Below are 24,595 nucleotides of genomic sequence, written 5' to 3' on the forward strand. Positions count from 1 at the left end.
GAGCTCGAAATCGTCTATGCTGAACCCGCGTGGCACTAGGGCTCTAGCTGATCACGATCTGGAGATTCCATATTTAAATATGCGAGCAGATCTGCTCAGGGGTCTTAACCTTTGGCTTCGCATAATGTATATTATGTTAAATTAAATATTATGTCAGAGCCCCTGAATGCTATGAGCTGGTCAGCCTTATTGCTGGTCTGGTCTCCTCGAAAAACTCTTAAACTTCAGCTCACGGGGTCGATTCTTCACGAGTGATCACTCTGAGTCGGCTTGGGGTGAGCCAGTTATGCCCAATACCCGACAGGTGGCGCCCCTTTGGCCTAAAGACAAAGCTGCTCAGCACGATCAGGATGGAGTTTCGAATGGGTGACTTACGCCAGGACACCGAAAGGAACTGGTGGCATCACGGCGTAGGGAAAGGCAACAAAGTTGGAAAATCGCGATCCGGGGCGAGTACGTGACCAAGTACCTCAAACGCTATTGCCAGTTTCTTGGGCTGCCGTCATTGCCTCAGTGGGATGAGAAATAGATAAATTACTTGCCGCGCATTACTTACTCAAGCGCTCAAGAAGGTTAGTCAGCCACTCTGGACGAGAGCCGCCCTGCCCCTTCTTACCGAACATAGCATCGAGAATGTAACGATTCTGCTCCAAGCGGAAGTTATCGAGATGTTGCAACTTGGTGGACTCACCCGTTAGTTGATCCAAAGTTATTCCGGCGGCTGCACCTTTCTCAGTTACAGTCCAAACCCCATTGATGTTTTCAATATCAGGCTTGAAAGGCTCAATTCTCACATCTGGAGAAGCAGTGATCACAATGTTGTCTGCAATACGGGTTACTGGATTGTAAGTTGCAAACCGGCTATCTAGAGGCGGTTGGGACTCGCCCTCATTGGAGAACTTGTTAACCATATGCTCAAGAAATTCAAAGTCGGTGGTATGGCTTAAGGCGCCGTAACCAGGATCAAGCATATACCTTAGGAAACCTTGATCCAACTGAGTGCTATTAATCGCACTGCCATTTAGAATTCGCGAAGCCGTGGCAGTATCTTGCTCGTTGAAGCTGACCGACAGTTGATGTCCTTCCCTATCGAAATGATGGCCACTATTGAAGCTTACACCTACGCGTCCATCATCGTGCTGCCGGTACCTACCAAGCACACTTGCTATACGGTCGACATAATTGAGATCCGCACCCTCACTTTGAGCGTAGGCATACATCTCAGCAAGTACAGCACGATCATCCTTAGTAAGGAAATCTAAACGGTTGCGTCCAATATTATTGGAGCTCATGCCTTCCGCACCATTTGCCACCGCTGGCTCGCGGCCACCCCACAAGCGAGACACCATGAGGTCATATCCGGTTTTAGAGGTAGGACTAGTCTTTTGCTCAACCGAAACGGAGGCGGAAGTGATTTCCGCTATACTCTGGCCAGAAGCGTCGCTAGCCTGCGAAGATGTGTACTTACCTGCTGTGAGAGAAGACGTGGCTAGGTCATATAAGCTGGTCTCCCCTCGGTGGGATTGACGGATCGCATCACTAACGCCAAGGTCGATCTCCCGCTGAAGGGTATTCACGTAATCAGAGGGATACCGGGACTGCTCGATCGCAGGCAAACTATTAAAATGATCAAGTGTTTGGTTGAGAATACTGGCTAGCCTACCAGGCTGCTCCATAGCGCCTTGCGATTGTGCTAACGTCTTTTGGGCCCACACATCCTCTTGCACCCGGGCTTCATCCAACGCTGCACGCCGCTCGTTGATAGTAAAGGCACCGCTCTCGTCATAAACGACGAGTGCTAGTTGATCGCGAGAAAGACCTTTAAATGGATTGCTACCAGAGCCGTTTAAAAACTTGGTAGCCTGATCAACCCTCTCGGCCTGCTCTGCGCCCAGGCTGACAGAAGCACTATCCCCCTGCCTGCTATCGTTGCCACTGTTAATCGCGCGAAGTAACTTCTCAGCATGCTGGCCCAGCGATTCACGCGAATGGCTGGAGTCACGGCTTGCTGCGCGCTCGGCAGCCTGGCTAAGCTTTTGCGCCAAGTTTGATACGGAGTCGGTAGTAGCCCCACTACCTGCAGCTTCCTTCTTCTGTAATGTCGCAGATGTATCATCCTGTGTCTGGCCGGAGATCTTACTTGAAGTATTGGAAGGCCGGGTGTTGGCCAGCGTTGTGTAGGTGTTGATACCGACCATGATCGCTCACTCCCTCGATTTTTGCCTGCGATGAGTCCCGCTTTGAATTGAATCCTAGAAGACTAACGACCGCAGGCCGAAAATCTTTAGCATTTTTCTACAATCCGACATCCTCAATGCCTGATTTTTCAAGAAAATGGCCTCTGGCAATAACGCCCAGAGGCCACACCTGCTTAATAACTAAAGCGAACTACGATTTGATCATTACCGGCAGGATAGCCTGGATTAGGTCCGCTGGTAACAGTGTGACGAATCACAATTCTTGCGCCTGGGCCAAAAGTCGTGTTATTGAAATAATTTACTACGCCGGAGGAATTCGGAAGCAACTCCACGCAGTCATATGGCGTGCTATTGTACGGACGGTAGTAGCACAATTCAACTTCCTCGCCGACATGGCTTGGATAAGAAGTTGTAGTATAGTCAATTCCTTTCAGAGTTTTTGTCAAGTTCCCAGTGCCAGGAGGGAAATCTGAAGTGCTCAGATTGAACTGCGCTAGGCCACTACCACCGCTAGATAGAACCAGGATATTATCCGGTTTTACAGACTTCGAAATAGTTGCATCCACTGCATAAGCATGACCGGCTACGAGAAGAGCGGTCACGGCAAACAGGCCAACTAAACTTTGATGCGATTTCATACTGTACATCTCCATATGACAGATATTGTGACGCTATTTGACACCGCGGTGTCTTTGGGGTGTTGCTCGTGGGTAATGCTACAATAGAAGCACTACAGGGTCGGAGTACTGATGACTAGGAGGTAAATCTAGACTTCAGTTTTTGAATGATGCTGATGCAGCAATCAACATGCGTTAACTGCCGAAGCAAGGGAAGAGATTGGGACTTCTGAAAGGAGGATATCTGAATACAATCCATCGTGATATATTCCATGATTTCGCCGCACTCCTTGTACGGAAGAAGAATATTATTCTTAGCCAAAAATACGATCAACTGCAACCCATAGTCCATACGATGGCCAGAAAAATATTTCAAAATAATACAACACTAAGGCAATGAAAATTGCAGCCGCCCTTGGTTGCACTAGCCTGTCTGGTAGTCACTCCCCCGACATTCCTATCATGACGTATCCGGATTTCAATCCGAATATCTCGACACCTTGTGGAACAGCATTTCCTACAGTTACAGGGATTTTTTCTAGCTGACTATCTATTGCCTTACGGTAAAAGACAAATGTCTCTCCCGACTCGCCCCGTTGAAGCGCGTCCTCCGACACGGCAAAGCCTTTCTGGTTTCGATATATGATGATCCCCAGCCGAGCGCTCATCCCTAACCTTACCCGCTCTAGCTCCTTAGAGGTCAACGGGTCGACAGCAACAATGACCTCATAAGTAGCGCCGCCCCCATATGTATCAGAAGGCACACTTTGTACACCAATTGATTGAATATGGCCCTGAAGAGTTATACCGCTGAATCCGTCACCAGTAACATTCACTGGCATGCCTTCTCTCAACTGGTGAAGGTCGAACTCCTGCACTTGAGCAACTGCTTTGACACGCTCAATACTCGCAATATCAAAAAGTGGTGCTCCGCGAGTGACCTGCACCCCATCCTGCAGACTGGGTAGTTCGTCACGGTCATCTTGCTTGCGCGAGCGAAGCAGAATCCCTGCAAACGGCGCGCTCAAATCGCGTCGGCTAATCAAAGCTTGTAAAGCTCGATAGCGAACCTGTGCGTTCTCAAACTCCATATCGGCGATTTGGCGTCCCTCATCTTCGCCTTTGTTTAAAACCGAGCGCAATTCGGCTTCTGAAGCGCTTAGATCGAAGTGCTGAGCTCGCGCTTGCTGCTCTAGAGCATCAACTTCCATCCGGGCAACAATACCCCGCTCAAAGAGCCGAAGAGTCTCAGCAAGCTTATTATTGGTATCGCTTAGCCCCATGCGCGCAGTGGCCACAACACGCCTAGCACGTGCCACCTCCTGACTTTTTGACCAGTTCTGCAAGTCATATACACTTCGCTGCGCCTTTAACAGTTCTGTTAATGCCTCACGCAATTGAATATCCAGTTGTTCTGTATTAAGCGATAGCACGCGCTGATTACGTTCAATTCGCTGACCTTCAACCGCTTTCAGATTTTCAACTAGGCCATCAAATGGCGCTACGAGCGTCATCTGGGCAGCAGCCTCAATACGACCAACCAACCCAATCTGGCTCTCAAGAAGTTGGGGTTGCACGTGAACCCACTTTTCCTCCTCAGCAACTCCCGAAGTTCTAGGTAAGAATGAATAAATAGCAGCAATACTGATGATAGCCAATACAACAAAGATAACACCGGGGCGGATGCGAGATCTTGCTAGAAGACTAATCATTAAGTTCGACCTCCCAACTATCAAGCGTAGTACCCAAAACCTGATCTAATTGGGCTTGAGCATTTAGATGCGCAATGAGCGCATTTAATCGTGCACTTTCGGCATTTCGAAGATCAGCTTCAAAGCTCAAAACTTGAAAATTGCTAGAGCGACCTGCCTGCAGCTTTTCTCTCTCAATATCCAGTTTACGGCGAGAAAGATCACGCGCGCGCTGAGCAATTTCATATTGTCTCCATCGAGTACCTAAATCGCGTACGGCGTCCCCAACATCCCGCTCTAATGACTGCTTAGCTTCTGCAAACCGTATACTTTGATTCTCTATTTCTACCCGAGCGCGTACTTCGGCCTGCCGAGTGCTAATGTCACCAATCGGAATATCCACTTGGATGCCCGCGTAGCCCTCCCATGCGCGTGACGTGTCGTTACTCGTATCGGAGTTGAAGCGATCACGAACTTGAGACGCTCCACCAACCAGCGAGACATCCCAAAGAGTGCTATTACGAGCAACGGTATGATTAATCGCCACCTGCTCAGCAGCTACTAGCTGAGTCAAGTAAGCCGGTTGATGCTCCTGAGCCACGGAGAGTGCACGGGCCAAGCTAAACTCTATCCGAGCTGCATCCAGGCTTTCTTCCGCTCGGATCTGTGTTCCGAGATCGAGAGCAAGCAGCCTAAGGAGTTCTAGGCGGGCAGAGTCCAGTTGATTGGCTGCTTCTTCAACTCCTAGCTCCTGCGTAGCGGCATCTGCCTCGGTCTGAACGATCTCAAATTCCGCCATACGCCCTGCTGAAATCATTTCCCTATTTGCCAACATAAGTTGACGAGAACGCTCCAAAGCATCGCGAGCAATCTGTAATTGTTCCTGCGCCCGCAGCAGCTCACGATAGCCAGTGATGATCTGGGTGATAGTGTCCGAAACGGTAGATTTTAGAGCAAGCCGGTTCGCATGCTCAGCTAATCTCGCCAGTCGCACCGGAGCAGTAGCCACATCGCGGCCCGCTCCTCGCAACAATGGCTGAATAACGGTGAGAGTGGCGCCATCTGTTCGGGCTCGGCCCGCGCGGTTGGCCTGGGTCAGCTGGTTACTCCAAGACAGACTAAATTGAGTACCAAATTCAGTGAGAGCGGTTGTTTGAGGAATGACCTCAGTTTGCCGATAGCTATCCCCCCGGTTGCGATTAGCTAGGTGCCTGCCGCTGACTACGAGCTTGGGCGTGAAACGATCCTCTTCGACTTCCAGGTCGAACTTCTGAGCAATGCGAGTGAGATAGGCGCTGCGAATAGCTCGGTTGTTACGTAGGCCGAGAAAAACCGCATCTGACAAGGTCAGTTCAACAACTTGCGAACTCAGTGAAATCGGCTCTCCGGGCATGCTGGCTTGGGAAGGGCGGAGCGGCTGTGCGTCCACCAAGTTCGTCAGCGAGCTCAAGCCACAGATGGTGAGGGTAAGAATATATTTAATCATCACGCAGAGCCTGGACGGGCTGGAGCCGTGCCGCAGATAGCGCGGGATGAAGACCGAAAAAGATGCCTACAATGAAAGCGCTGATCATTCCTAATGGCAGTGACAGTGGAGCAAGCGTGAATAACCAGCCGGAGAGATAAACGAAGATGTAGGCAGCGCCGACACCGACCGTCGCCCCTATCAGAGCACCCAAAGTGGAAAGAATGGCAGCCTCCATCAAGAAAAGATTTCTGATATCACTGCTACGAGCCCCAAGCGCCATTCGGATCCCAATCTCGCGACGGCGTTCGGCTATACTCATGAGCATTACATTCATGACGCCTACGCCTCCCACCAGCAGAGAGATTCCACCCAGCCCGGCTAATAGATAGGAAAATGTTTTTGCCTGCCGGGACAAGCCATCAAGCAACTGCTGGGGAATTTGCACTTCAACTTCACGACCACCAGCCGTATCGCTGAGAAACCTCTTAAGACTGCGTGCAACAACGCTTAAATCGGGTACATCATGTATGCGAGCAATTATGCTGTTGATTTCTGGTGAAGGTCGCAGTCGCCGCATGCCTTCAATTGGAATAAAAACCGAATCGTCAGCAACAACAGGGACAAGAACATTTCTAGGCAAGCTTGATGCGATCCCAATTACTTCGAACAGATATCCTTCTATCGGCAATCGATCACCCAGTTGCAACGACCTATTGGGGTGTCCTAATTCACGTGCGACACGAGCACCAACTACTACATATGTTACATAACGATCATAGCTTGAGAGAAAGCGCCCATTTTCGATTGGCAAGCCCAATACAGAAGCAAGTCCACTGGTGGTGCCTACTACAGTCGCGTCCGACGCTCGTCCTGTATGAATTAGGCGAGCCGAATGCATCGAAAGCGGTGCAATGTAGTTAACTTCCGGCAATATTGATTTGGCCACCTCTACATTCACTTGATCAGGCCCTGGCCTATTAGTACCTGGATGGGGAAGATAGCTGGCTACCAAGTTATTGGTGCCTAAACCTTTGAACGTACTGATAGCCTCATTAGCCGCGTTATGACCGATGTTTAAAAGGGCAACAACAGCGGCGCAGCCAACAGCAATCCCTAGGAGTGCCAGCAGAGCGCGCCGCCCAACCAGACGGATGCTGGTCACCGACTCGCGAAAGGTCTGTTGAAGCAGCAGCCTGCGTTTATCACGCCAGTTCTCAAAACCGGGCATTACCTGGGAGTCATTCTTCACTGAGAACTTGCCCACCCTGCACATGCAGGCGGCGACCTAACATTTGCGCGAGAGCCGTGTCGTGAGTAACCATCACTAGGGTAACGCCCTGACAGCGGTTTAGATCCAATAACAGGTCAATGATCTCGCGTGCTATAGAGCTGTCAAGATTCCCGGTGGGCTCATCAGCTAGGATAAGTGACGGCTCTCCAACTAAAGCACGGGCGATGGCAACACGCTGGCGTTGCCCACCAGATAGATCTGCAGGTCGGTGATTAAGACGATCAGCCAGACCAACCCGCTCGATCTGTCGATGCGCTTGTTGTCGCGCCTCTTTAAGTGAATAACCACGATATTGCAGCGGAAGGGCTACATTATCTAAAGCACTTAGACGCGGCAGCAAATTGAAATTTTGGAAAACAAATCCGATCAGCCGATTACGTAAATCAGCACGATGGTTCATTGAAAGCTCTGCTATATCATACCCATCAATAATGAGTCGACCAGAAATAGGCTGATCAAGTAGGCCAATGATATTGAGCAACGTGCTTTTGCCTGAGCCAGACGCGCCGACAATTGCGCAACTTTCACCTGACCGGATTTTAAGTGTGACATTGTTGAGAACTGAAAGACGTTGATCTGCCATAAGATAAGATTGGCAGACATCTTCCATGGCGATCAGGCTAAGTCTAGATCGCTGCCTTGAGCATTCCATACTCCCCCTAAGGCCGCTTCCTGCGATGCTTGGCGCCGATTGTGGCTGAAGTGACCAAATTGATCAAGCCAAGTGAGTATTGATGATTCTAGGTGTTTGATCCCAGGGAGAACTGGTCTATGGTATGAGCCTCTATCGGAGGAGAACCCATGGCTCAAGTTCTTCACAAACGCGCCACGACCACGCACGCTATCCGAGCAGAAATACAACGATCGCAAGATTCGATCACGGTACTGAGCAGGCGCTACAACCTCAACCCCAAAACGGTTCGAAAGTGGCGCAATCGCGTCACCGTCGAGGATGCGCCTATGGGGCCGAGTAACCCTCATTCGACCTCCATGACGCCCCTGCAAGAAGCCGCCGCTGTGGCGTTTCGGCAGAAGCTGCTGCCGCTGGATGATTGCTTGCATGCCCTACAGCGCTCCATCCCGACATTGACTCGCTCCAGTCTGCACCGCCTGTATCAGCGCCACGGCATCAGCCAATTGCCCCGCTCGGCCGAAACCAGACGGGAAAAGAAGCCCTTCAAGCGTTACCCGCTGGGCTATCTGCACATCGACATCACAGAGACGCACCCCGATTGGTTTTATCTTGGATCAATGGCATAAAGACCCGCAGTCTTTCAATTACAACCCGGCCCATTACTTCTCGGGAACAAACACCTAGGGTACAAGCGCCGCTCATCAAATTACCGAAGATATGTAACCTATTGATTTATATAGGTTGAATTTCATAATTAACCGGTTTTTTTGCATCAAATAACCAGGGAATTATGGGGTGGGTTTTAAAACCTTATATAAATCAAAGAGGTATTTGAGGGTCGGGGATATGTGGGAGTGAACTAGTTGAACCCAAGGCTCAGAGCCCGTGAATGCTATGCACTGGTCAGCCTTCGTTATTGCTGGTCTCCTCGAAAAACTCTTAAACTGGTGCCTTCTATCTAACAAGGGAGCAATCCCGCAGAGCGTTGTGGCGTGCCGCCGACCCGCGCGCTCCCAGCCTACCTGCTTCAGCTCATACAAGGATCGATAGCAGACCACGGGCAGCTCCCCGTTTGACGCCCTGCACGGCTTTCGGCTTATGGAGGTATCCGTTGGATCCTGTTACCCGCCGCACCCGGGAGGTCATGACCCGTTACCACAAGGCCTGGATCGAACGAGACGTCGAAAGCATCCTGCAGCTCTATCACCCCGAGCTCGAATACTACGACTTCTTCAACAACCTGCGGCTCTCCTATGCCGACATGCAGGATTACGTCCGCACCGGCATGCCCAGGAGCGCCGAGCAGCACATCGAGCATATCGATCGCATCCGGGTGGACGGCGACACGGCCTTCATCCAGTACTGTTCGCGCCTTTCGCTCAGGCGCAGCAGCCGCCTGGCCTCCTTCCGCGCCAGTGAGGCCATCACCGTCAAGGATGACCTGATCTGGCGTGTCCACGAGTACGCCACCATGGTGCGTGACGAGCCGCTGGAGAGCCAGAGCAAGGTGCAACGCCTGGGCCTGTCGAGGCAGCAACTGAGTGTCATGCTGCTGGATCTGGAGCAATTCTTCGCCACGCGCAAGACCTTCCTGGAAGCGGACTTCGATCTGACCCGGCTGGCCACGACCATCGGCTACACGCGCAACCAGATGTCCTACCTGCTCAATCAGGTGCTGGGCCAGAGCTTCTACCAGTACCTCAGCCAGGCGCGGATCGACTGGCTGCTCGAGCGCTTGCGGGAAAATCCGCAACTGCGGCCGGACGATCTCGCCTTCATGGCGGGCTTCAATTCGCTGTCGGTGTTCTACCGCTGTTTCCGCGAACGCACGGGCATGTCGCCCAAGGCCTACATGAAGCAGCTGGCCAGCAAAAATTCCTGACGGGCACGGAAGAAAGACGCCGGGCCGCCCGCACTCCTAACCTCCGTCATGCACGTTGATTGGGAGTCGCAAATGCCGGCCTGGAAACATGTCAGTCTGTGGATGGATCAGCTTGGCGAGACGGTCGCCGCTCGTCCCTGCCTGGATCAGGATCGCGATGTGGACGTCGCCATCATCGGCGCCGGCTTCACCGGCCTGTGGACGGCGTACTACCTCAAGCGCCAGGCACCGCAGCTCAACATCGTCGTCCTCGAAGCCCAGACCAGCGGTTTCGGCGCCTCCGGCCGCAACGGCGGCTGGCTGATCGGCGGGATGCTCGGCGAGGCACGCCTTCTCGGCCACCTGAGCGCCGAACGACGCAGGCAGGCGTACCGGCTGTTGCAGGCCATCCCCGACGAGGTTCAGGGCGTCCTCCAGCGCGAGGGGATCGATTGCCACTACCGCAAGGCGGGCATGCTCAACTGCGCGGCGCGCTACCCGGAACAGGCGACCCGCCTGCGCCAGGAGTTGCAGGCCCTGTACGAAGAGGGCCACGACGAAAACGATTACCGCTGGCTGGATCAGCAGGAACTGGCGGCCCAGGTACGCATCCCCGGCGCCTATGGCGCGATCTACTCGCCGCATTGCGCGACCATCAGCCCCGCCCGCCTGGTGCGCGGCCTGGCCGATGCCGTCGAACGCCTCGGCGTGAGCATCCATGACCAGAGCCCGGTCAGCGACTGGCACGGACGTGAAATCCGTACCGACAAGGCGCGCATCCGCGCGCAATGGGTGGTGCCCGCCGTGGAAGGCTACGCCGCGGATTTCGCCGCCCTGAAAAGAATCCAGATCCCCGTTCAGAGCATGCTGGTGGCCACCGAGCCGCTGTCGGCGGAGCGCTGGGAACGGATCGGCCTCGACCGGGGCCAGGCCTTGTGCGAGCACAGCCGCCAGGTCACCTACGCCCAGCGAACCCTGGACGACCGCCTGGTGTTCGGCGCCCGGGGCGGGTATCGCTTTGGCGGTCGCCTGCGCGCGGACTTCCAGCTCAGCGAGGATGAAATAGGCCTGCGCCGCATGCTCATGGAATCGCTCTTCCCCTCGCTGCGCGGTGTGCGCCTGACCCATGCCTGGGGCGGCAACCTGGGCATGGCCCGCCGCTTTCGCCCGCACATGCTGTGCGACAGGCAACAGGGCCTGGCCCTGGCCGGCGGTTTCGGTGGTGAGGGCGTGGGCGCCACGCACCTGGCTGGGCAGACCCTCGCCGACCTGATCCTCGAGCGCAACAGCAGCCGCGTCGAACAACCCTGGGTGATCCGGGAGAAGCCCCTGTCGACACTGCCGACCTGGGAACCCGAGCCCTGCCGCTGGCTTGCCTACAAGGGAATCATGTCGGCATTCGCCAACGAGGATCGCCTGCTGGCAGATCCGAACACCGCGCCCTGGCACAGGACGCTGGCGAGCAGCATTGCCGCGAGCCTGGAACGGCTGATGCGCTGAACCGAATCACCCATAAGAAAGAGCCACACGACTGCCGGCGCAGAGCCGGCCCGCAACACTTGCCAACTGCCTAGAACGCCTCGTGATGCCGGTACGCACCCGCCGCCGGCCGCGGAGCGCTCAGTTCCAATATCAATAATGAAAGGAGTTGACCATGTCCATGCAGTGCACTCTCAGCAAGTCCCGGTTCAACGGAACCGCAGCGAGTCTCACCAGGCTCCTGCGCCCGATCACCTCGCTGTTGCTGGCCGGCTCGCTGGCCTTCGCCGGCGTTGTCCAGGCCCAGACCTACAAGGTCGGCACGACCACCTCCGGCATGCCCTTCACCTTCCTCGACCTGGATTCGGAAGAAATCCAGGGCTTCGTTCCGGATCTCATGCAGGCCCTGGCCGACGAGCAGGATTTCACCTACGAGCTGGTGCCCAGTCGCTTCGACTCGCTGATCCCGGCCATCGGCACCGGCAAGATCCAGATCATCGCCGCCCCCATGTACATCACCGAGGAAAGGGAGAAGGTCGTCGATTTCACCCAGCCCATCTACACCTATGGCGAAGGCTTGCTGCAGCAGGCCGACGATGCCACCGACTACCGCAGCCTCGACGATCTGAAGGGCAAGGTCGTCGGCGTCGAAACCGGCACGACCTTCATCGAAATCCTGCGCAAACGTGGCGACATCAAGGACATCAAGACGTACGGCTCGTCGGTGGACCTGATGCGCGACGTAGCCCTCGGCCGCGCCGATGTCGGCCTGTGGGATGCGCCGATCCTCGCCTTCCAGTTGCAGAAAAACCCCAACGCCAAGCTGAAGATGGCACCCGACTACCGCGCCCAGATGGCCGGCAGCATCGGCTTCTCCGTCAAGGATGGCGATAGCGAGCTGTTGAAGAAGCTCAATGACGGCCTCGACGCGCTGAAGCAGGATGGCCGCCTCGACGCCCTGTTGAAGAAGTGGACGCTCGAGTGACATCGGGTTCTCGAACCGCTGGTTCCTTTCAAGCTGTGACGAGATCGCCTAGTCATGATGGATAACGTTCTTCAGTTCCTGCCGCTGCTGCTGGCGGCCTCGGTGGTGACGGTGAAGGTTTCGCTGCTGGCCCTGCTCGTGAGCAGCGGGTTGGGCCTCGTTCTGGCGTTGCTGAAACTCTCGCCCAAGCGGGCGCTTGCCTATCCGGCAGGCGCCATGATCAACATCATCCGGGGTCTGCCGATCCTGATCGTGCTGTTCTACATGTACTTCGTCCTGCCGGAGCTGGGTATCGACCTGACGGCTTTCGAGGCTGGCGTACTCGGCCTCGGGATCGGCTATGCGGGCTACCAGGCGGAAATCTTCCGTGCCGGCATCCAGGCCGTCGACCAGGGCCAGGTCGAGGCGGCCAAGGCCATCGGCATGAAGTCCAGCATGACCATGCGCCGGGTCGTGCTGCCGCAGGCCCTGCGCATCAGCCTGCCGCCCTACGCCAACACCTTCACGATGATCCTCAAGGATTCGTCGCTGGTCTCGACCATCACGGTGGCGGAGATGACCCATGCCGGACAGCTGATCGCCTCCGCCACCTTCCAGAATCTGACGGTTTACACCCTGACCGCCCTGCTCTACCTCGCCATGAGCCTGCCGCTGCTGTTCCTGGTCGGCTGGCTCGAACGGCACCTGCGTCGATAAGGGAGGGAGTTTCCATGATCAAGCTATCCAACGTGCGCAAGCACTACGGCAACCTCGAGGTGCTCAAGGGCATCAGCCTGGAAGTGGCCAGCGGCGAAGTGGTCTGCCTCATCGGCCCCTCGGGCTCCGGCAAGTCGACCCTGCTGCGTTGCATCAATGCCCTGGAAACCTACGACGGCGGCGACATCCTCATCGGCGACAAGCGCGTCGATGCGCGGAGCAAGGACATCCACGAGTTGCGCACCCAGGTGGGCATGGTGTTCCAGCGCTTCAACCTGTTCCCCCACCGCACGGTGCTGGAGAACGTCATCGAAGGCGCCGTGCACGTTCGCCGTGAACGCAAGCAGCACGCCATCGACTACGCCATGGCGCTGCTGGAAAAAGTCGGCCTGCACAGCAAGCGGGACTGCAAGCCCCAGCAGCTTTCCGGCGGGCAGCAGCAACGGGTGGCCATCGCCCGCGCCCTGGCCATGCGGCCGGCGGCGTTGCTGTTCGACGAACCCACCTCCGCGCTCGATCCGGAACTGGTCGGCGACGTGCTGGGCGTCATGCGCGAGCTGGCCGACGAGGGCATGACCATGGTCGTGGTCACCCATGAAATGGGCTTCGCCCGCGAGGTCGCGGACAAGGTCTGCTTCCTCTACGACGGGGTCATCGCCGAGAGCGGGCCCGCGGCCCAGGTACTCGAGGCGCCACAGCATCCACGCACCCAGGACTTCCTGCGTCGCGTTCACCGGCACACGCCGCCCATCCCCCTCACTCCAGCAGAGACTTCCGCATGACCTCTATCAAACGCATCCAGCCCTATTCCGGGCTACTCAGCCATGCCTCCGTCTACAACGGCGTGGTCTACGTGACCGGCCAGGTCGCCGATGACTGCGGCCAGGATGTCCACGGCCAGACCGAGCAGATCCTGGCGCGCATCGACGCCTTGCTGGCCGAGGCCGGCTCCGACAAGAGCCATGTGCTCTTCGCCCAGGTGTGGCTCAAGCACGCCGTGCAGGACTTCGAGGAGATGAACAAGGCCTGGCGCAGCTGGGCGCCGCAGCAGTCGCTGCCCAGCCGCGCCACCGTCGAAGCCAACATGGCCGGCGAGGACATCCTCGTCGAGATCGCGATCCAGGCGGCAGTCAAGGCCTGACAGGCCGTCGGGCGAGGCTTTCGCCCATCATCTGATGCCGGGTGCGTACCCGGCCCTTGCGGAGCCACCATGACGAAAAGAATCCCTCACCTGATCGACGATACCCACGTGGTGGGTACGGGGCGCAGCGCCGATGTCTACAACCCTTCCACCGGGCAGGTCATCGCCCAGGTCGGTCTGGCCGATGCCGATGTACTGCGCCAGGCGATCGATGCGGCCAGCGCGGCCTACCCGGCATGGCGCAACACGCCGCCGGCCAAGCGCGCCCAGGTCATGTTCCGCTTCAAGCAATTGCTGGAGACGCACGAAGCGGTCATCGCCCGCCTGATCAGCGAAGAACACGGCAAGACCCTGGAAGACGCCGCTGGCGAACTCAAGCGCGGCATCGAGAACGTCGAGTTCGCCTGCGCGGCGCCGGAACTACTCAAGGGCGAATACAGCCGCAACGTCGGCCCCAACATCGACGCCTGGAGCGACTTCCAGCCGCTCGGCGTGGTGGCCGGCATCACCCCGTTCAACTTCCCGGCCATGGTGCCGTTGTGGATGTATCCGCTGGCGATCGTCTGCGGCAACTGCTTCATCCTCAAACCCTCGGAGCGTACCCCCAGCGCCACCCTGTACATCGCCGAGCTGCTCAACGAGGCCGGTCTGCCCAAGGGCGTCCTGAACGTCGTGCAGGGCGACAAGCAGGTTGTGGATGCCCTGATCGAGGCCCCGCAAGTCAAGGCCCTGAGCTTCGTCGGCTCGACGCCCATCGCCGAGTATATCTACCGCGAAGGCACCCGGCGCGGCAAACGCGTGCAGGCGCTCGGCGGCGCGAAGAATCATGCCGTGGTGCTGCCGGACGCGGACCTCGACAACACCGTCAACGCGCTGATGGGCGCCGCCTACGGCTCCTGCGGCGAACGCTGCATGGCGATCTCCGTGGTGGTCGCCGTGGGTGGCCAGGTCGCCGACAGCCTGGTCGACAAGCTGCTGCCGAAAATCCGTGAGCTGAAAATCGGCGCCGGCACCTCTGCCGGCCTGGACATGGGCCCGCTGGTCAGCGCGGCGGCGCGGGACAAGGTGGTGGGCTACATCGCCAGCGGCGTCGAACAGGGCGCCAGGCTGTTGCTGGACGGCCGCGACCTCAAGGTGAGGGGCAACGAGGCAGGCTTCTTCGTCGGCGGCACCCTTTTCGATCACGTCAAGCCCGGGATGACCATCTACCAGGAAGAAATCTTCGGCCCGGTACTCTGCATCGTGCGGGTCGCCAGCCTGGAAGAGGCGATGGCCCTGATCAACGCCCACGAGTACGGCAACGGCACCTGCATCTTCACCCGCGATGGCGAGGCGGCGCGGCTGTTCTGCGACGAGATCGAGGTCGGCATGGTCGGTGTCAACGTGCCACTGCCGGTACCGGTGAGCTACCACAGCTTCGGCGGCTGGAAGCGCTCGCTGTTCGGCGACCTGCACGCCTACGGCCCGGACGGCGTGCGCTTCTACACCCGGCGCAAGTCGATCACCCAGCGCTGGGTCAAGCGCAAGAGCCATGAAGCGGCGCAGTTCGCCTTTCCCAGCAACAGCTGATTGCGGGGCCTGGAGCGTGGAGCACGGCGGGCCTCGCCAGCCGTGCCTACGCTCCTCGCCCTATCGCGAGGCTCGGCCGAACGTTAGGGGCGCAAGCCCTATCCTGGTCTAATTCCCACGCCCTCCTCCCTACGGCTACGCGAGGTTTTAAAGCCAAGCGTGATCGGCTGGCGACGCTGCTATGTGCGCTAGCAGACAGACGCCCTAACGGGAGGATTTCACACTGCAGGACTGTACCCTCCTCATTCGTCACGCCCGCAGCACTTGCGTGACACGCATCACGGCAACGTTGCCAGCGCTTCACGTTGCACGCCAAGGAAAACATGGACAGGCAATGGCTTCGAGCAATCCAACGGTTGTGGCGGCCCGCGCCGCGCACCTTCGAGTACGAGCCGGCCCTGCGCGCGGAATTGTTCAGCGCAGAACAGATGGCTACCCACGGCGCCCAACTGGCCCGGCAGCATCACCTCAGCCCCGACACCACCTCCGACGCCCTGCTCCACCGGCTCGCCGAAAACACCGCCGTACTGGCCAGTAGTTGCCAGGCCATGACCGTGGCCGCACTTTCCAACCGGCGCGCGACGCCAGCTGCGGAGTGGCTGCTGGACAATTTCTACCTGGTCGAAGAGCAGATACGCACGGCGCAGAAACATCTGCCCAAAGGCTACTGCCGCGAATTGCCCGGCCTGGCCGATGGGCCATCACGCACGCTGCCGCGGGTTTACGATATCGCCCTGGAAACCATCGCCCACGGTGACGGCCGGGTCGACAGTGACAGCCTGGGCCGTTTCGTGGCGGCCTATCAGGCGGTCATGCCGTTGACCCTGGGTGAACTATGGGCCATCCCCATCATGTTGCGTCTGGCGCTGATCGAGAATCTGCGTCGAGTCGCCTCCAAGGTGATGGCCAACTGGAACGACCGCAACCTGGCCAATGACTGGGCGGATCGCCTCACCGCGACCGCTGAGCGCGACACCAAGAGCGTGGTGCTGCTGGTGGCCGACCTGGCACGCTCGGCACCGCCCATGACCAGTGCCTTCGTTGCCGAACTGGCGCGGCGCCTGCAGGGTCAGAGCACGGCGCTGATCCTGCCGATGACCTGGGTCGAACAGGCCCTGGCCGAATCCGGCCAGAGCGTCGAGCGTCTGGTGCATCTCGATGCCCAGTTGCAAGCGACGGATCAGGTGTCGATCAGCAACAGCATCAACAGCCTGCGTCTGCTCTCGGCCACCGACTGGCGCGAGTTCGTCGAGCACATGAGTGGCGTCGAGCACGCACTCGCTGAAGACCCGGCTGCCGTCTACGCCAGCATGGATTTCGCCACCCGCGACCATTACCGCCACGCCGTCGAGCGCCTGGCGCGCACCTGTCCGCACTCGGAAATCGACATCGCCCACGCGGCCATCGGCCTGTGCCATGCCGCGTCGGCCGAAGATCCGCTGACGAAGCATGTCGGCTTCTATCTGCTGGACGCAGGGTTGCCCGAGCTGGAGCGGCAACTGGATGTGCGGCCATCCGTAGCCGAGCGCTGCCGGCGTCTGCTGCGCCAGTCGCCGCTGGTTTTCTTTATGGCGCCGGTGGTGCTGCTCAGCGGTCTGCTGGCCTGGCCCTTCTTCACCATGCTGCGAGCTGACGGCTGGAGCCCCTGGTCGTTGCTGCTGCTCGCCGTGCCGACGCTGTTGATGACCAGTCACCTGGCCATTGGCCTGGTCAACCGGCTGGTGACCCTCAGCCTGCCGCCGGACATTCTTCCGCGCCTGGATTACAGCGCGGGCATTCCGCCTCAGGCACGTACGCTGGTGGTGGTGCCGACGCTGATCGGTAGCGCCCAGGATGTAGAGGAATTGGTGGACGGTATCGAGGTACGCTTTCTCGCCAACCGTGATGCCAACCTGCACTTCGCCCTGCTCACCGATTTCATGGATGCCCAGAGCGAGGTACTCGACGCCGATGCGGCACTGTTGCAACAGGCCAGCCAGGCGATCGAAGCGCTGAACCTCAAGTACCTGGAACCCGGTGCGCCACGGTTCTTCCTGTTGCATCGCCCGCGGCGCTGGAACCCCACCGAACAGTGCTGGATGGGGCATGAGCGCAAGCGCGGCAAGATCGCCGAGCTCAATGCACTGCTGCGCGGCCATGGCCGTGAACGATTTTCCCTCATCGTAGGCGATATCGCCGCGCTGCCGAGCATCAGCTATGTCATCGCACTGGACACCGACACCCAACTGCCGCGCGATGTGGCGCGGCAGTTCATCGGCGCCATCTGCCATCCGCTCAACCAGGCCCGCTTCGATCCGCTGCAACGACGCATCGTCAGCGGCTACGCGATCCTGCAACCGCGCGTGGGCATCAGCCTGCCGAGCATCGCCCGCTCCGCCTACGCCCAGCTGTTCGGCAGTGACGCTGGCGTCGATCCATACACCCGCGCGGTGTCCGACGTGTACCAGGATATGTTCGGCAACGGTTCCTTCATCGGCAAGGGTGTCTACGCCGTGGATGCCTTCGAGCAGGCCCTGCAGGGCTGTTTTCCCGACAACCGCATTCTCAGCCATGACCTGATCGAGGGCTGCTACGCCCGTTCCGGGCTGATCAGCGATGTACAGCTCTATGAAGAACACCCGGCGCGCTACAGCGCCGATGCCAAGCGCCGTCATCGCTGGATCCGCGGTGACTGGCAGTTGCTGCCCTGGCTGATGCCCTGGACACCGAAACCCGGTGGCGGCCTGGAGCATAACCGCCTGACGAATCTGGCCTGCTGGAAGATCGTCGACAACCTGCGCCGCAGCCTGGAACCGGCCGCCTTTCTCTGCATGTTGCTGTGGGGGTGGTTCGCCAGCTCCCAACCGCTGTTGTGGAGCCTGGGCGTATTCCTGCTGATCATCGCCCAGCCGCTGCTCAGCACCTTGCTGGAACTGCTGCAAAAAGGCCACGACATCACCCTCGGCCAGCACCTGAAGGTCACTTTTCGCGGCGCAGCGCAGAACTTCAGTCGTGCGCTGCTGACCCTGGTGTGGCTACCCTTCGAGGCATTCAGCAGCCTGGACGCGATAGCCCGCACGCTGTGGCGCATGACCGTCAGCCAGCGCCGCCTGTTGCAATGGAATCCCTCGCGAGAAGTGGAACGCAGCAGCCGCAACGACCTGCCAAGCCTGTACCGGCTGATGTGGGTGGCGCCGCTGCTGGCGGTCGCCGTGGCCGTGCTGCTGTTCGGCCAACCCGTGGTGCTGGCAATCGCCGCGCCCTTTCTGCTGGCCTGGTTGCTGGCACCTGCCATCGCCTGCTGGCTGAGCAGGCCTGCAACCTATGTGGCCTTCGCCCCCTCGCTCGAAGAGCAACAGTTTCTGCGTCGCCTGGCGCGCAAGACCTGGGCCTTCTTCGACGATCACCTGGGCCCGGCGGATAACTGGCTGCCGCCTGACAACATCCAGGAGCAGCCAACGGCGGTAACCGCCCACCGAACCTCGCCGACCAACATGGGCATGGCGTTGCTGTCGCACCTGGCCGCTTACGATTTCGCCTACCTCAGTGGTGGTCGCCTGCTCACGCGCCTGGATAATGCCCTGACCAGCATGTCGCGGCTTGAGCGCCATCGCCGCCACTTCTACAACTGGTACGACACCCAGACGCTGAAACCGCTCTCGCCGCACTACGTCTCCACCGTCGACAGCGGCAACCTGGCAGGCCTGCTGCTGACCCTGCGCCCCGGCCTGTACGAGCTGCCGGATGCGGCGTTGATCGGCCCGAACTGGCTCAGCGGCCTGGCCGACAGCTTCGGCGTGCTGCACGACGCACTGCTGGCCAGCGAACTGGACGGGCACCTGCTCGATGAAGCATTTAGCGAACTGGCGGCGGCACACACCCTTGAACCCGAGAGCCTGACGGAGATCAGTGCTGTCCTGCAGCGTCTGATCGTTCTCGCCCAGGGCCTGGAAACCGCTCTGTCAGCGGTTCCCGAAACGGACTACTGGCGCCAGGCCCTGCTCGCCCACTGCCAGGATCTGCACAGCGAACTGGCCTGTCTGACCCTGCCCGGCAACCCCCTGGCATCGTCCAGTTGGCGAGAACTGGCGCAGCTCGACGCCGATCAATGGCCAGCCGCCGAGCAGGCCCAGGTTCGCGCGGTCATCAGCCACGCTGCCGAACGCATCGCTACCACACTGCGCCTGGCAGATCTGGCCGCCGCGCTGGCGGACATGGATTTCACCTTCCTCTACGACCCGCAACGGGAGCTACTGGCTATCGGTTACAACGCCGATGAGCAGCGCCTGGACAGCGCTTACTATGACCTGCTGGCATCGGAAGCACGGCTGACCAATTTCGTGGTCATTGCCCAGGGGCAGCTGCCCCAGGAAGGCTGGTTCACCCTAGGCCGGTTGCTGACCAGCAATGGTGGCGTTCCCGTGCTGCTGTCCTGGACCGGCTCCATGTTCGAGTACCTGATGCCGATGCTGGTCATGCCCAGCTATGCAGGCACCCTGCTCGACCAGACCTGCCGCGCAGCAGTGGCGCGGCAGATCGAATACGGCCAGCAACTGGGTCTGCCCTGGGGTGTATCCGAGTCTGGTTACAACACCCTGGATGCGCAACTGAACTATCAGTACCGGGCCTTCGGTGTTCCCGGCCTGGGTCTCAAACGCGGGCTTGGCGAAGATGTGGTGATGGCGCCCTATGCCTCGGTGCTGGCCCTGATGGTGGCGCCGGAAGCCGCCTGCAAGAACCTCCAGCGTCTGGCCGGCATGGGCATGGCCGGACGTTACGGCCTGTACGAAGCCATCGATTTCACCAGCGCCCGCCTGCCACCGGGACAGAGCGCTGCGCTGATCCAGTCCTTCATGGCCCACCACCAGGGCATGAGCCTGCTGGCACTGGCTTATGTACTACTCGACCGCCCCATGCAGCGCCGCTTCGAAGCCGACCCGCAATTCCAGGCCACGGCTCTGCTGCTCCAGGAGCGTGTGCCGAAAAGCGCGGCGCAGTACCTGCACACCGCCAATGCCTCGCTGGAGGGCAAGGTCGCCCGGATCGACGAGAACAAGCTGCGGGTCTACACCGACCCGGGGCGCCGGCACCCGGCCGTGCAACTGCTCTCCAACGGCCGTTATCACGTGATGATCAGCAATGCCGGCGGTGGTTACAGCCGCCGCGACGATATGGCGGTCACCCGCTGGCAGGAGGATATAACCTGCGATAACGCCGGTACCTTCTGCTACCTGCGCGATGTCGACAGCGGTGATTTCTGGTCGTCCGCGCACCAGCCCACCTTGCGCGTGACCGAAGGTTTCGAGGCGATCTTCACCGATGCCCGTGCCGAGTTCCGCGTGCGCGAACGTGGCTTCGATACCCACACCGAGATCGTTGTCTCACCGGAAGACGATATCGAACTGCGCCGCCTGCACATCAGTAACCGTGGTGCGCAGCGCCGTACCCTGGAGCTGACCAGCTACGCCGAAGTGGTGCTGGCCCCCGCACGCAGCGACGCCCTGCACCCGGCCTTCAGCAAGCTGTTCGTAGAAAGCGAATTGCTGACGCCGCTGCAGGCGATCCTGTGTAGCCGACGGCCACGCTCCAGCGAAGAAAAGGTGCCCTGGCTGTGCCACCTGCTGGCAGCGCACGAGGTGGACATCGCAGCGATTTCCTATGAAACCGACCGTGCCCGCTTCATCGGTCGCGGACGCAATCTGACGCATCCCGCGGCGATGGACAGCGAGGTGCTTTCCGGCACCTGCGGCGCAGTGCTCGATCCCATCGTGGCGATCCGCTGTCGGATCACCCTGGAGCCTGGCCAGACCGCGACCATCGACCTGGTGACCGGAGTCAGTGACAGCCGTGACGGTTGCCTGCAACTGATCAACAAGTACCGCGATCGACACCTGGCCGACCGTGTCTTCGACCTGGCCTGGACTCACAGCCAGGTGCTGTTGCGCCAACTCAACACCTCCCATGCCGAGGCCCGTCTGTTCGAACAGATGGCCGCGTCGATCATTTATACCAACCCCTCGCTGCGCGCCGCGCCTGGCGTACTGACGGCCAATCAGCGCAATCAGAGCGGCCTGTGGGGTCAGGCGATTTCCGGCGACCTGCCCATCGTGCTCCTGCAGATTTCCGCGGTCGCCCATATCGACCTGGTGCGGCAACTGGTGCAAGCCCATGCCTACTGGCGACACAAGGGCCTGAGCGTGGATCTGGTGATCTGGAACGAAGACCAGGCCGGTTACCGACAGGATCTGCAGGATGTCATCATGGAACTGGTCACCTCCGGCAGCGAGGCCCACCTGCTGGACAGGCCTGGCGGTATTTTCGTACGCCCCGCCCAACAACTCTCCAGCGAGGATCGCGTGTTGATGTTGGCTGTGGCTCATCTGGTGCTCAGCGACGAGCGCGGCAGCCTCGCCGAACAGATTCACCGGCGCCGGGCAGAACCCGCCCTGCCCGCCTTCGACTCCAGGCTGCTGCCCAGGCCGGCGCCGGCTGTAGTCGTTCCGCTAGCCGATTCGTCGTTGATCCTGAGCAATCCCCATGGTGGCTTCAGCGCCGATGGCAAGGAATACGTCATCCACCTCCATGCAGGCCAGCCTACGCCGGCGCCCTGGGTCAACGTACTGGCCAATCCGAACTTCGGCAGCGTGATCTCGGAAAGCGGCAGCGCCTACACCTGGCATGAAAATGCCCATGAGTTCCGCCTTACGCCCTGGCGCAACGACCCGGTCAGCGATCCCGGCGAAGAAGCCATTTACCTGCGCGATGAAGACAGCGGCCACTACTGGTCGCCAACGCCACTGCCCCGCCCTGGCAAGGGCGGCTACGTGACCCGCCACGGTTTCGGCTACAGCGTCTTCGAACACGAGGAAGATGGCATTCGCAGCGAACTGTGGGTCTACGTATCGCTACAGGATCCGGTCAAGTTCTCACACCTGAAGATCCACAACACCTCCGACCGGCCTCGGCGCCTGTCGGTGACCGGCTACGTGGCCTGGGTACTGGGTGATCTGCGGGAAAAATCGTCCATGCACGTGGTCAGCGAGGCCGACCCGAACAGCGGCGCGCTGTTCGCGCGCAATGCCTACTCCATCGAATTCCCTGGCCGGGTGGCATTTTTCGATGTCGACGCACCGCTTGCCAGCAGTACCGCCGGGCGCAGTGAGTTCATCGGGCGCAACGGCAACCTCAGCGCCCCAGCGGCCATGGCCCAGCCGCACCTGTCGGGGCGCAGCGGCCCAGGCCTCGATCCTTGTGCGGCGTTGCGGGTCGATCTGCAACTGGAGCCCGACGAAAACGGCAGTGTGATCTTCCGCCTGGGCGCCGCACGGGATAGCAATGCGGCCTCACGCCTGGTACAGCGCATGCGCGGCAGCAGCACCGCCAAGGTCGAGTTGGAGCATGTGCGCAACCATTGGCACAAGACCCTGAGCAGCGTGCAGATCGAAACCCCGGAGCCCGCCGTGGATGTACTGGTCAATGGCTGGCTGATGTACCAGGTGATCGCCTGCCGCTTCTGGGCCCGCAGCGGCTATTACCAATCCGGTGGCGCCTTCGGCTTTCGCGATCAATTGCAGGACAGCATGGCCATGCTGCATGCCGACCCGGCAGCGGTACGCCAGCACCTGCTGCTGTGCGCCGCCCATCAGTTCATAGAAGGCGACGTGCAGCACTGGTGGCACCCGCCGCTGGATCGTGGCGTGCGTACCGGCTGCTCCGACGATTACCTGTGGCTGGTTCTGGCGACCAGCCGCTACGTGCAGGTCAGCGGGGATCACAGTGTGCTCGCGGAAACCGTGGGCTATCTGGAAGGCCGCATGCTCAATAGCGGCGAGGAGTCCTATTACGACCTGCCGAACCACTCTCACCTGCAGGAAACCCTCTACCAGCACTGCGTACGGGCCATCGAGCACAGCCTGGCGCGCGGCATTCACGGCCTGCCGCTGATGGGCCACGGTGACTGGAACGACGGCATGAACCGCGTCGGCGAACGGGGCAAGGGCGAAAGCGTCTGGCTCGGTTTCTTCGGTTACGACGTGCTGCGCCGTTTCTCCACCATCGCCCTGCTCAACGGCGACGCCGAATTCGCCAGGCGTTGCAACGAACAGGCCGATGCCCTGAACCTCAGCCTGGACGCCCACGCCTGGGATGGCGCCTGGTATCGCCGCGCCTATTTCGACGATGGCACGCCATTGGGCTCGGCCAGCAATGACGAATGCCGCATCGACTCCATCGCCCAGAGCTGGTCGGTACTGTCCGGCGCGGCACCCGATAACCGCCGGCGTACCGCCATGGACTCGCTGGAACAGCATTTGCTGCGCCGCGACATCGGCCTGGTGCAACTGCTTGCACCGCCCTTCGATCGCGGCGTGCTCGACCCGGGCTATATCAAGGGCTACGTGCCCGGCGTGCGCGAGAATGGCGGCCAGTACACTCATGCGGCGGTGTGGGCGAGCATGGCCTTCGCCGAACTGGGCGACAGTGCACGAGCCTGGGAACTGCTGCGCCTGATCAACCCGGTCAATCACGGCAACAGTGCAGAAGCCATCGCCACCTACAAGGTCGAGCCCTATGTGATGGCCGCCGATGTCTATGGCATGCCGCCCCATGAAGGACGCGGAGGCTGGAGCTGGTACACCGGTTCGGCCGGCTGGATGTATCGGCTGATCGTCGAGTCGCTGCTCGGTGTGCAGCGCAGCGGTACGCAGTTGCGCATACAGCCGGTGCTGCCGGCGCACTGGCCTGGGTTCACCCTGCACTACCGCTTTGGCGCGACGCTCTACCGCATCGCCCTGTGCTGCACGGATACAGGCGATTCGAGCCTCCATCTGGACGGTATCGCAGTGCTAGGAGACAGCATCACCCTGCTCGACGACGGCCAGGAGCATCAGGTCGAGATCCAGTGGCCTCATCCGGAGCCTGGCACACCGACGGACATGGCAAAACCGGTCAGGGTGATTCCTCAGCCGCAACCAATACGAGGGTAGAT

At 59.4% G+C, this 24,595-nt stretch carries 15 protein-coding genes; 9 read left to right on the top strand and 6 right to left on the bottom strand.

Annotated elements, in window-relative coordinates; genetic code table 11:
- Positions 1-548: 548 nt before the first annotated feature.
- The 6 genes from DNK10_RS15175 to DNK10_RS15200 form a co-directional block, all read right to left on the bottom strand.
- Positions 549-2,198, bottom strand: a complete 1,650-nt coding sequence (locus DNK10_RS15175) for a hypothetical protein (protein WP_131192141.1) — start codon at positions 2,196-2,198, stop codon at positions 549-551.
- 173 nt (positions 2,199-2,371) lie between these two features.
- On the bottom strand, positions 2,372-2,836 hold the full coding sequence (locus DNK10_RS15180; protein ID WP_131192142.1) for a hypothetical protein: 465 nt from the start codon (positions 2,834-2,836) through the stop codon (positions 2,372-2,374).
- Between the two features lie 419 nt (positions 2,837-3,255).
- Positions 3,256-4,527, bottom strand: a complete 1,272-nt coding sequence (locus tag DNK10_RS15185) for an efflux RND transporter periplasmic adaptor subunit (protein WP_131192143.1) — start codon at positions 4,525-4,527, stop codon at positions 3,256-3,258.
- A complete protein-coding gene (locus DNK10_RS15190; RefSeq protein ID WP_131192144.1) occupies positions 4,520-5,992 on the bottom strand; it encodes a TolC family protein in 1,473 nt (490 codons plus the stop codon). Before DNK10_RS15190 ends, DNK10_RS15185 begins: the two co-directional genes overlap by 8 nt.
- Positions 5,985-7,202 (bottom strand): ABC transporter permease, encoded by a 1,218-nt coding sequence (locus tag DNK10_RS15195; protein ID WP_131192145.1) that lies wholly within the window; start codon positions 7,200-7,202, stop codon positions 5,985-5,987. The genes DNK10_RS15190 and DNK10_RS15195 overlap by 8 nt, the downstream gene beginning before the upstream one ends.
- A gap of 10 nt (positions 7,203-7,212) precedes the next feature.
- Positions 7,213-7,875, bottom strand: coding sequence for an ABC transporter ATP-binding protein (locus DNK10_RS15200; protein WP_244216263.1), 663 nt, complete (start codon positions 7,873-7,875; stop codon positions 7,213-7,215).
- Between the two features lie 191 nt (positions 7,876-8,066).
- Between DNK10_RS15200 and DNK10_RS15205 the strand changes: the two genes are divergently transcribed.
- The 9 genes from DNK10_RS15205 to DNK10_RS15245 all read left to right on the top strand — a co-directional run bounded on the left by DNK10_RS15205 (position 8,067) and on the right by DNK10_RS15245 (position 24,593).
- Positions 8,067-8,525: a hypothetical protein gene (locus tag DNK10_RS15205; RefSeq protein ID WP_131192147.1), complete on the top strand. Its 459-nt coding sequence runs from the start codon at positions 8,067-8,069 to the stop codon at positions 8,523-8,525.
- Between the two features lie 518 nt (positions 8,526-9,043).
- The gene (locus tag DNK10_RS15210) at positions 9,044-9,781 is read left to right on the top strand and encodes an AraC family transcriptional regulator (protein ID WP_131192295.1); all 738 of its coding nucleotides are present in this window, start codon (positions 9,044-9,046) and stop codon (positions 9,779-9,781) included.
- 72 nt (positions 9,782-9,853) lie between these two features.
- The gene (locus DNK10_RS15215; RefSeq protein WP_131192148.1) at positions 9,854-11,260 is read left to right on the top strand and encodes an NAD(P)/FAD-dependent oxidoreductase; all 1,407 of its coding nucleotides are present in this window, start codon (positions 9,854-9,856) and stop codon (positions 11,258-11,260) included.
- 154 nt (positions 11,261-11,414) lie between these two features.
- Entirely contained in the window at positions 11,415-12,224 is an 810-nt protein-coding gene (locus DNK10_RS15220) for a substrate-binding periplasmic protein (RefSeq protein WP_131192149.1), read from the top strand.
- Between the two features lie 57 nt (positions 12,225-12,281).
- A complete protein-coding gene (locus DNK10_RS15225; protein ID WP_131177400.1) occupies positions 12,282-12,920 on the top strand; it encodes an amino acid ABC transporter permease in 639 nt (212 codons plus the stop codon).
- 14 nt (positions 12,921-12,934) lie between these two features.
- Entirely contained in the window at positions 12,935-13,702 is a 768-nt protein-coding gene (locus DNK10_RS15230) for an amino acid ABC transporter ATP-binding protein (RefSeq protein ID WP_131180577.1), read from the top strand.
- A complete protein-coding gene (locus DNK10_RS15235) occupies positions 13,699-14,061 on the top strand; it encodes a RidA family protein (protein WP_131192150.1) in 363 nt (120 codons plus the stop codon). Before DNK10_RS15230 ends, DNK10_RS15235 begins: the two co-directional genes overlap by 4 nt.
- Positions 14,062-14,130: 69 nt before the next feature.
- A complete protein-coding gene (locus DNK10_RS15240; RefSeq protein WP_131192151.1) occupies positions 14,131-15,630 on the top strand; it encodes a CoA-acylating methylmalonate-semialdehyde dehydrogenase in 1,500 nt (499 codons plus the stop codon).
- A gap of 323 nt (positions 15,631-15,953) precedes the next feature.
- Positions 15,954-24,593: a glycoside hydrolase family 94 protein gene (locus DNK10_RS15245; RefSeq protein ID WP_131192152.1), complete on the top strand. Its 8,640-nt coding sequence runs from the start codon at positions 15,954-15,956 to the stop codon at positions 24,591-24,593.
- The last annotated feature ends 2 nt before the right edge of the window (positions 24,594-24,595 follow it).

The organism is Phytopseudomonas daroniae, from assembly GCF_004327275.1.
Classification (GTDB): Bacteria; Pseudomonadota; Gammaproteobacteria; order Pseudomonadales; family Pseudomonadaceae; genus Aquipseudomonas; species Aquipseudomonas daroniae.

Excerpts from the sequence above, each read along its gene's own strand:
- DNK10_RS15175 (WP_131192141.1), bottom strand. The coding sequence starts at position 2,198 with ATGGTCGGTATCAACACCTACACAACGCTGGCCAACACCCGGCCTTCC.
- DNK10_RS15180 (WP_131192142.1), bottom strand. The coding sequence starts at position 2,836 with ATGAAATCGCATCAAAGTTTAGTTGGCCTGTTTGCCGTGACCGCTCTT.
- DNK10_RS15185 (WP_131192143.1), bottom strand. The coding sequence starts at position 4,527 with ATGATTAGTCTTCTAGCAAGATCTCGCATCCGCCCCGGTGTTATCTTT.
- DNK10_RS15190 (WP_131192144.1), bottom strand. The coding sequence starts at position 5,992 with ATGATTAAATATATTCTTACCCTCACCATCTGTGGCTTGAGCTCGCTG.
- DNK10_RS15195 (WP_131192145.1), bottom strand. The coding sequence starts at position 7,202 with ATGCCCGGTTTTGAGAACTGGCGTGATAAACGCAGGCTGCTGCTTCAA.
- DNK10_RS15200 (WP_244216263.1), bottom strand. The coding sequence starts at position 7,875 with ATGGAAGATGTCTGCCAATCTTATCTTATGGCAGATCAACGTCTTTCA.
- DNK10_RS15205 (WP_131192147.1), top strand. The coding sequence starts at position 8,067 with ATGGCTCAAGTTCTTCACAAACGCGCCACGACCACGCACGCTATCCGA.
- DNK10_RS15210 (WP_131192295.1), top strand. The coding sequence starts at position 9,044 with ATGACCCGTTACCACAAGGCCTGGATCGAACGAGACGTCGAAAGCATC.
- DNK10_RS15215 (WP_131192148.1), top strand. The coding sequence starts at position 9,854 with ATGCCGGCCTGGAAACATGTCAGTCTGTGGATGGATCAGCTTGGCGAG.
- DNK10_RS15220 (WP_131192149.1), top strand. The coding sequence starts at position 11,415 with ATGTCCATGCAGTGCACTCTCAGCAAGTCCCGGTTCAACGGAACCGCA.
- DNK10_RS15225 (WP_131177400.1), top strand. The coding sequence starts at position 12,282 with ATGGATAACGTTCTTCAGTTCCTGCCGCTGCTGCTGGCGGCCTCGGTG.
- DNK10_RS15230 (WP_131180577.1), top strand. The coding sequence starts at position 12,935 with ATGATCAAGCTATCCAACGTGCGCAAGCACTACGGCAACCTCGAGGTG.
- DNK10_RS15235 (WP_131192150.1), top strand. The coding sequence starts at position 13,699 with ATGACCTCTATCAAACGCATCCAGCCCTATTCCGGGCTACTCAGCCAT.
- DNK10_RS15240 (WP_131192151.1), top strand. The coding sequence starts at position 14,131 with ATGACGAAAAGAATCCCTCACCTGATCGACGATACCCACGTGGTGGGT.
- DNK10_RS15245 (WP_131192152.1), top strand. The coding sequence starts at position 15,954 with ATGGACAGGCAATGGCTTCGAGCAATCCAACGGTTGTGGCGGCCCGCG.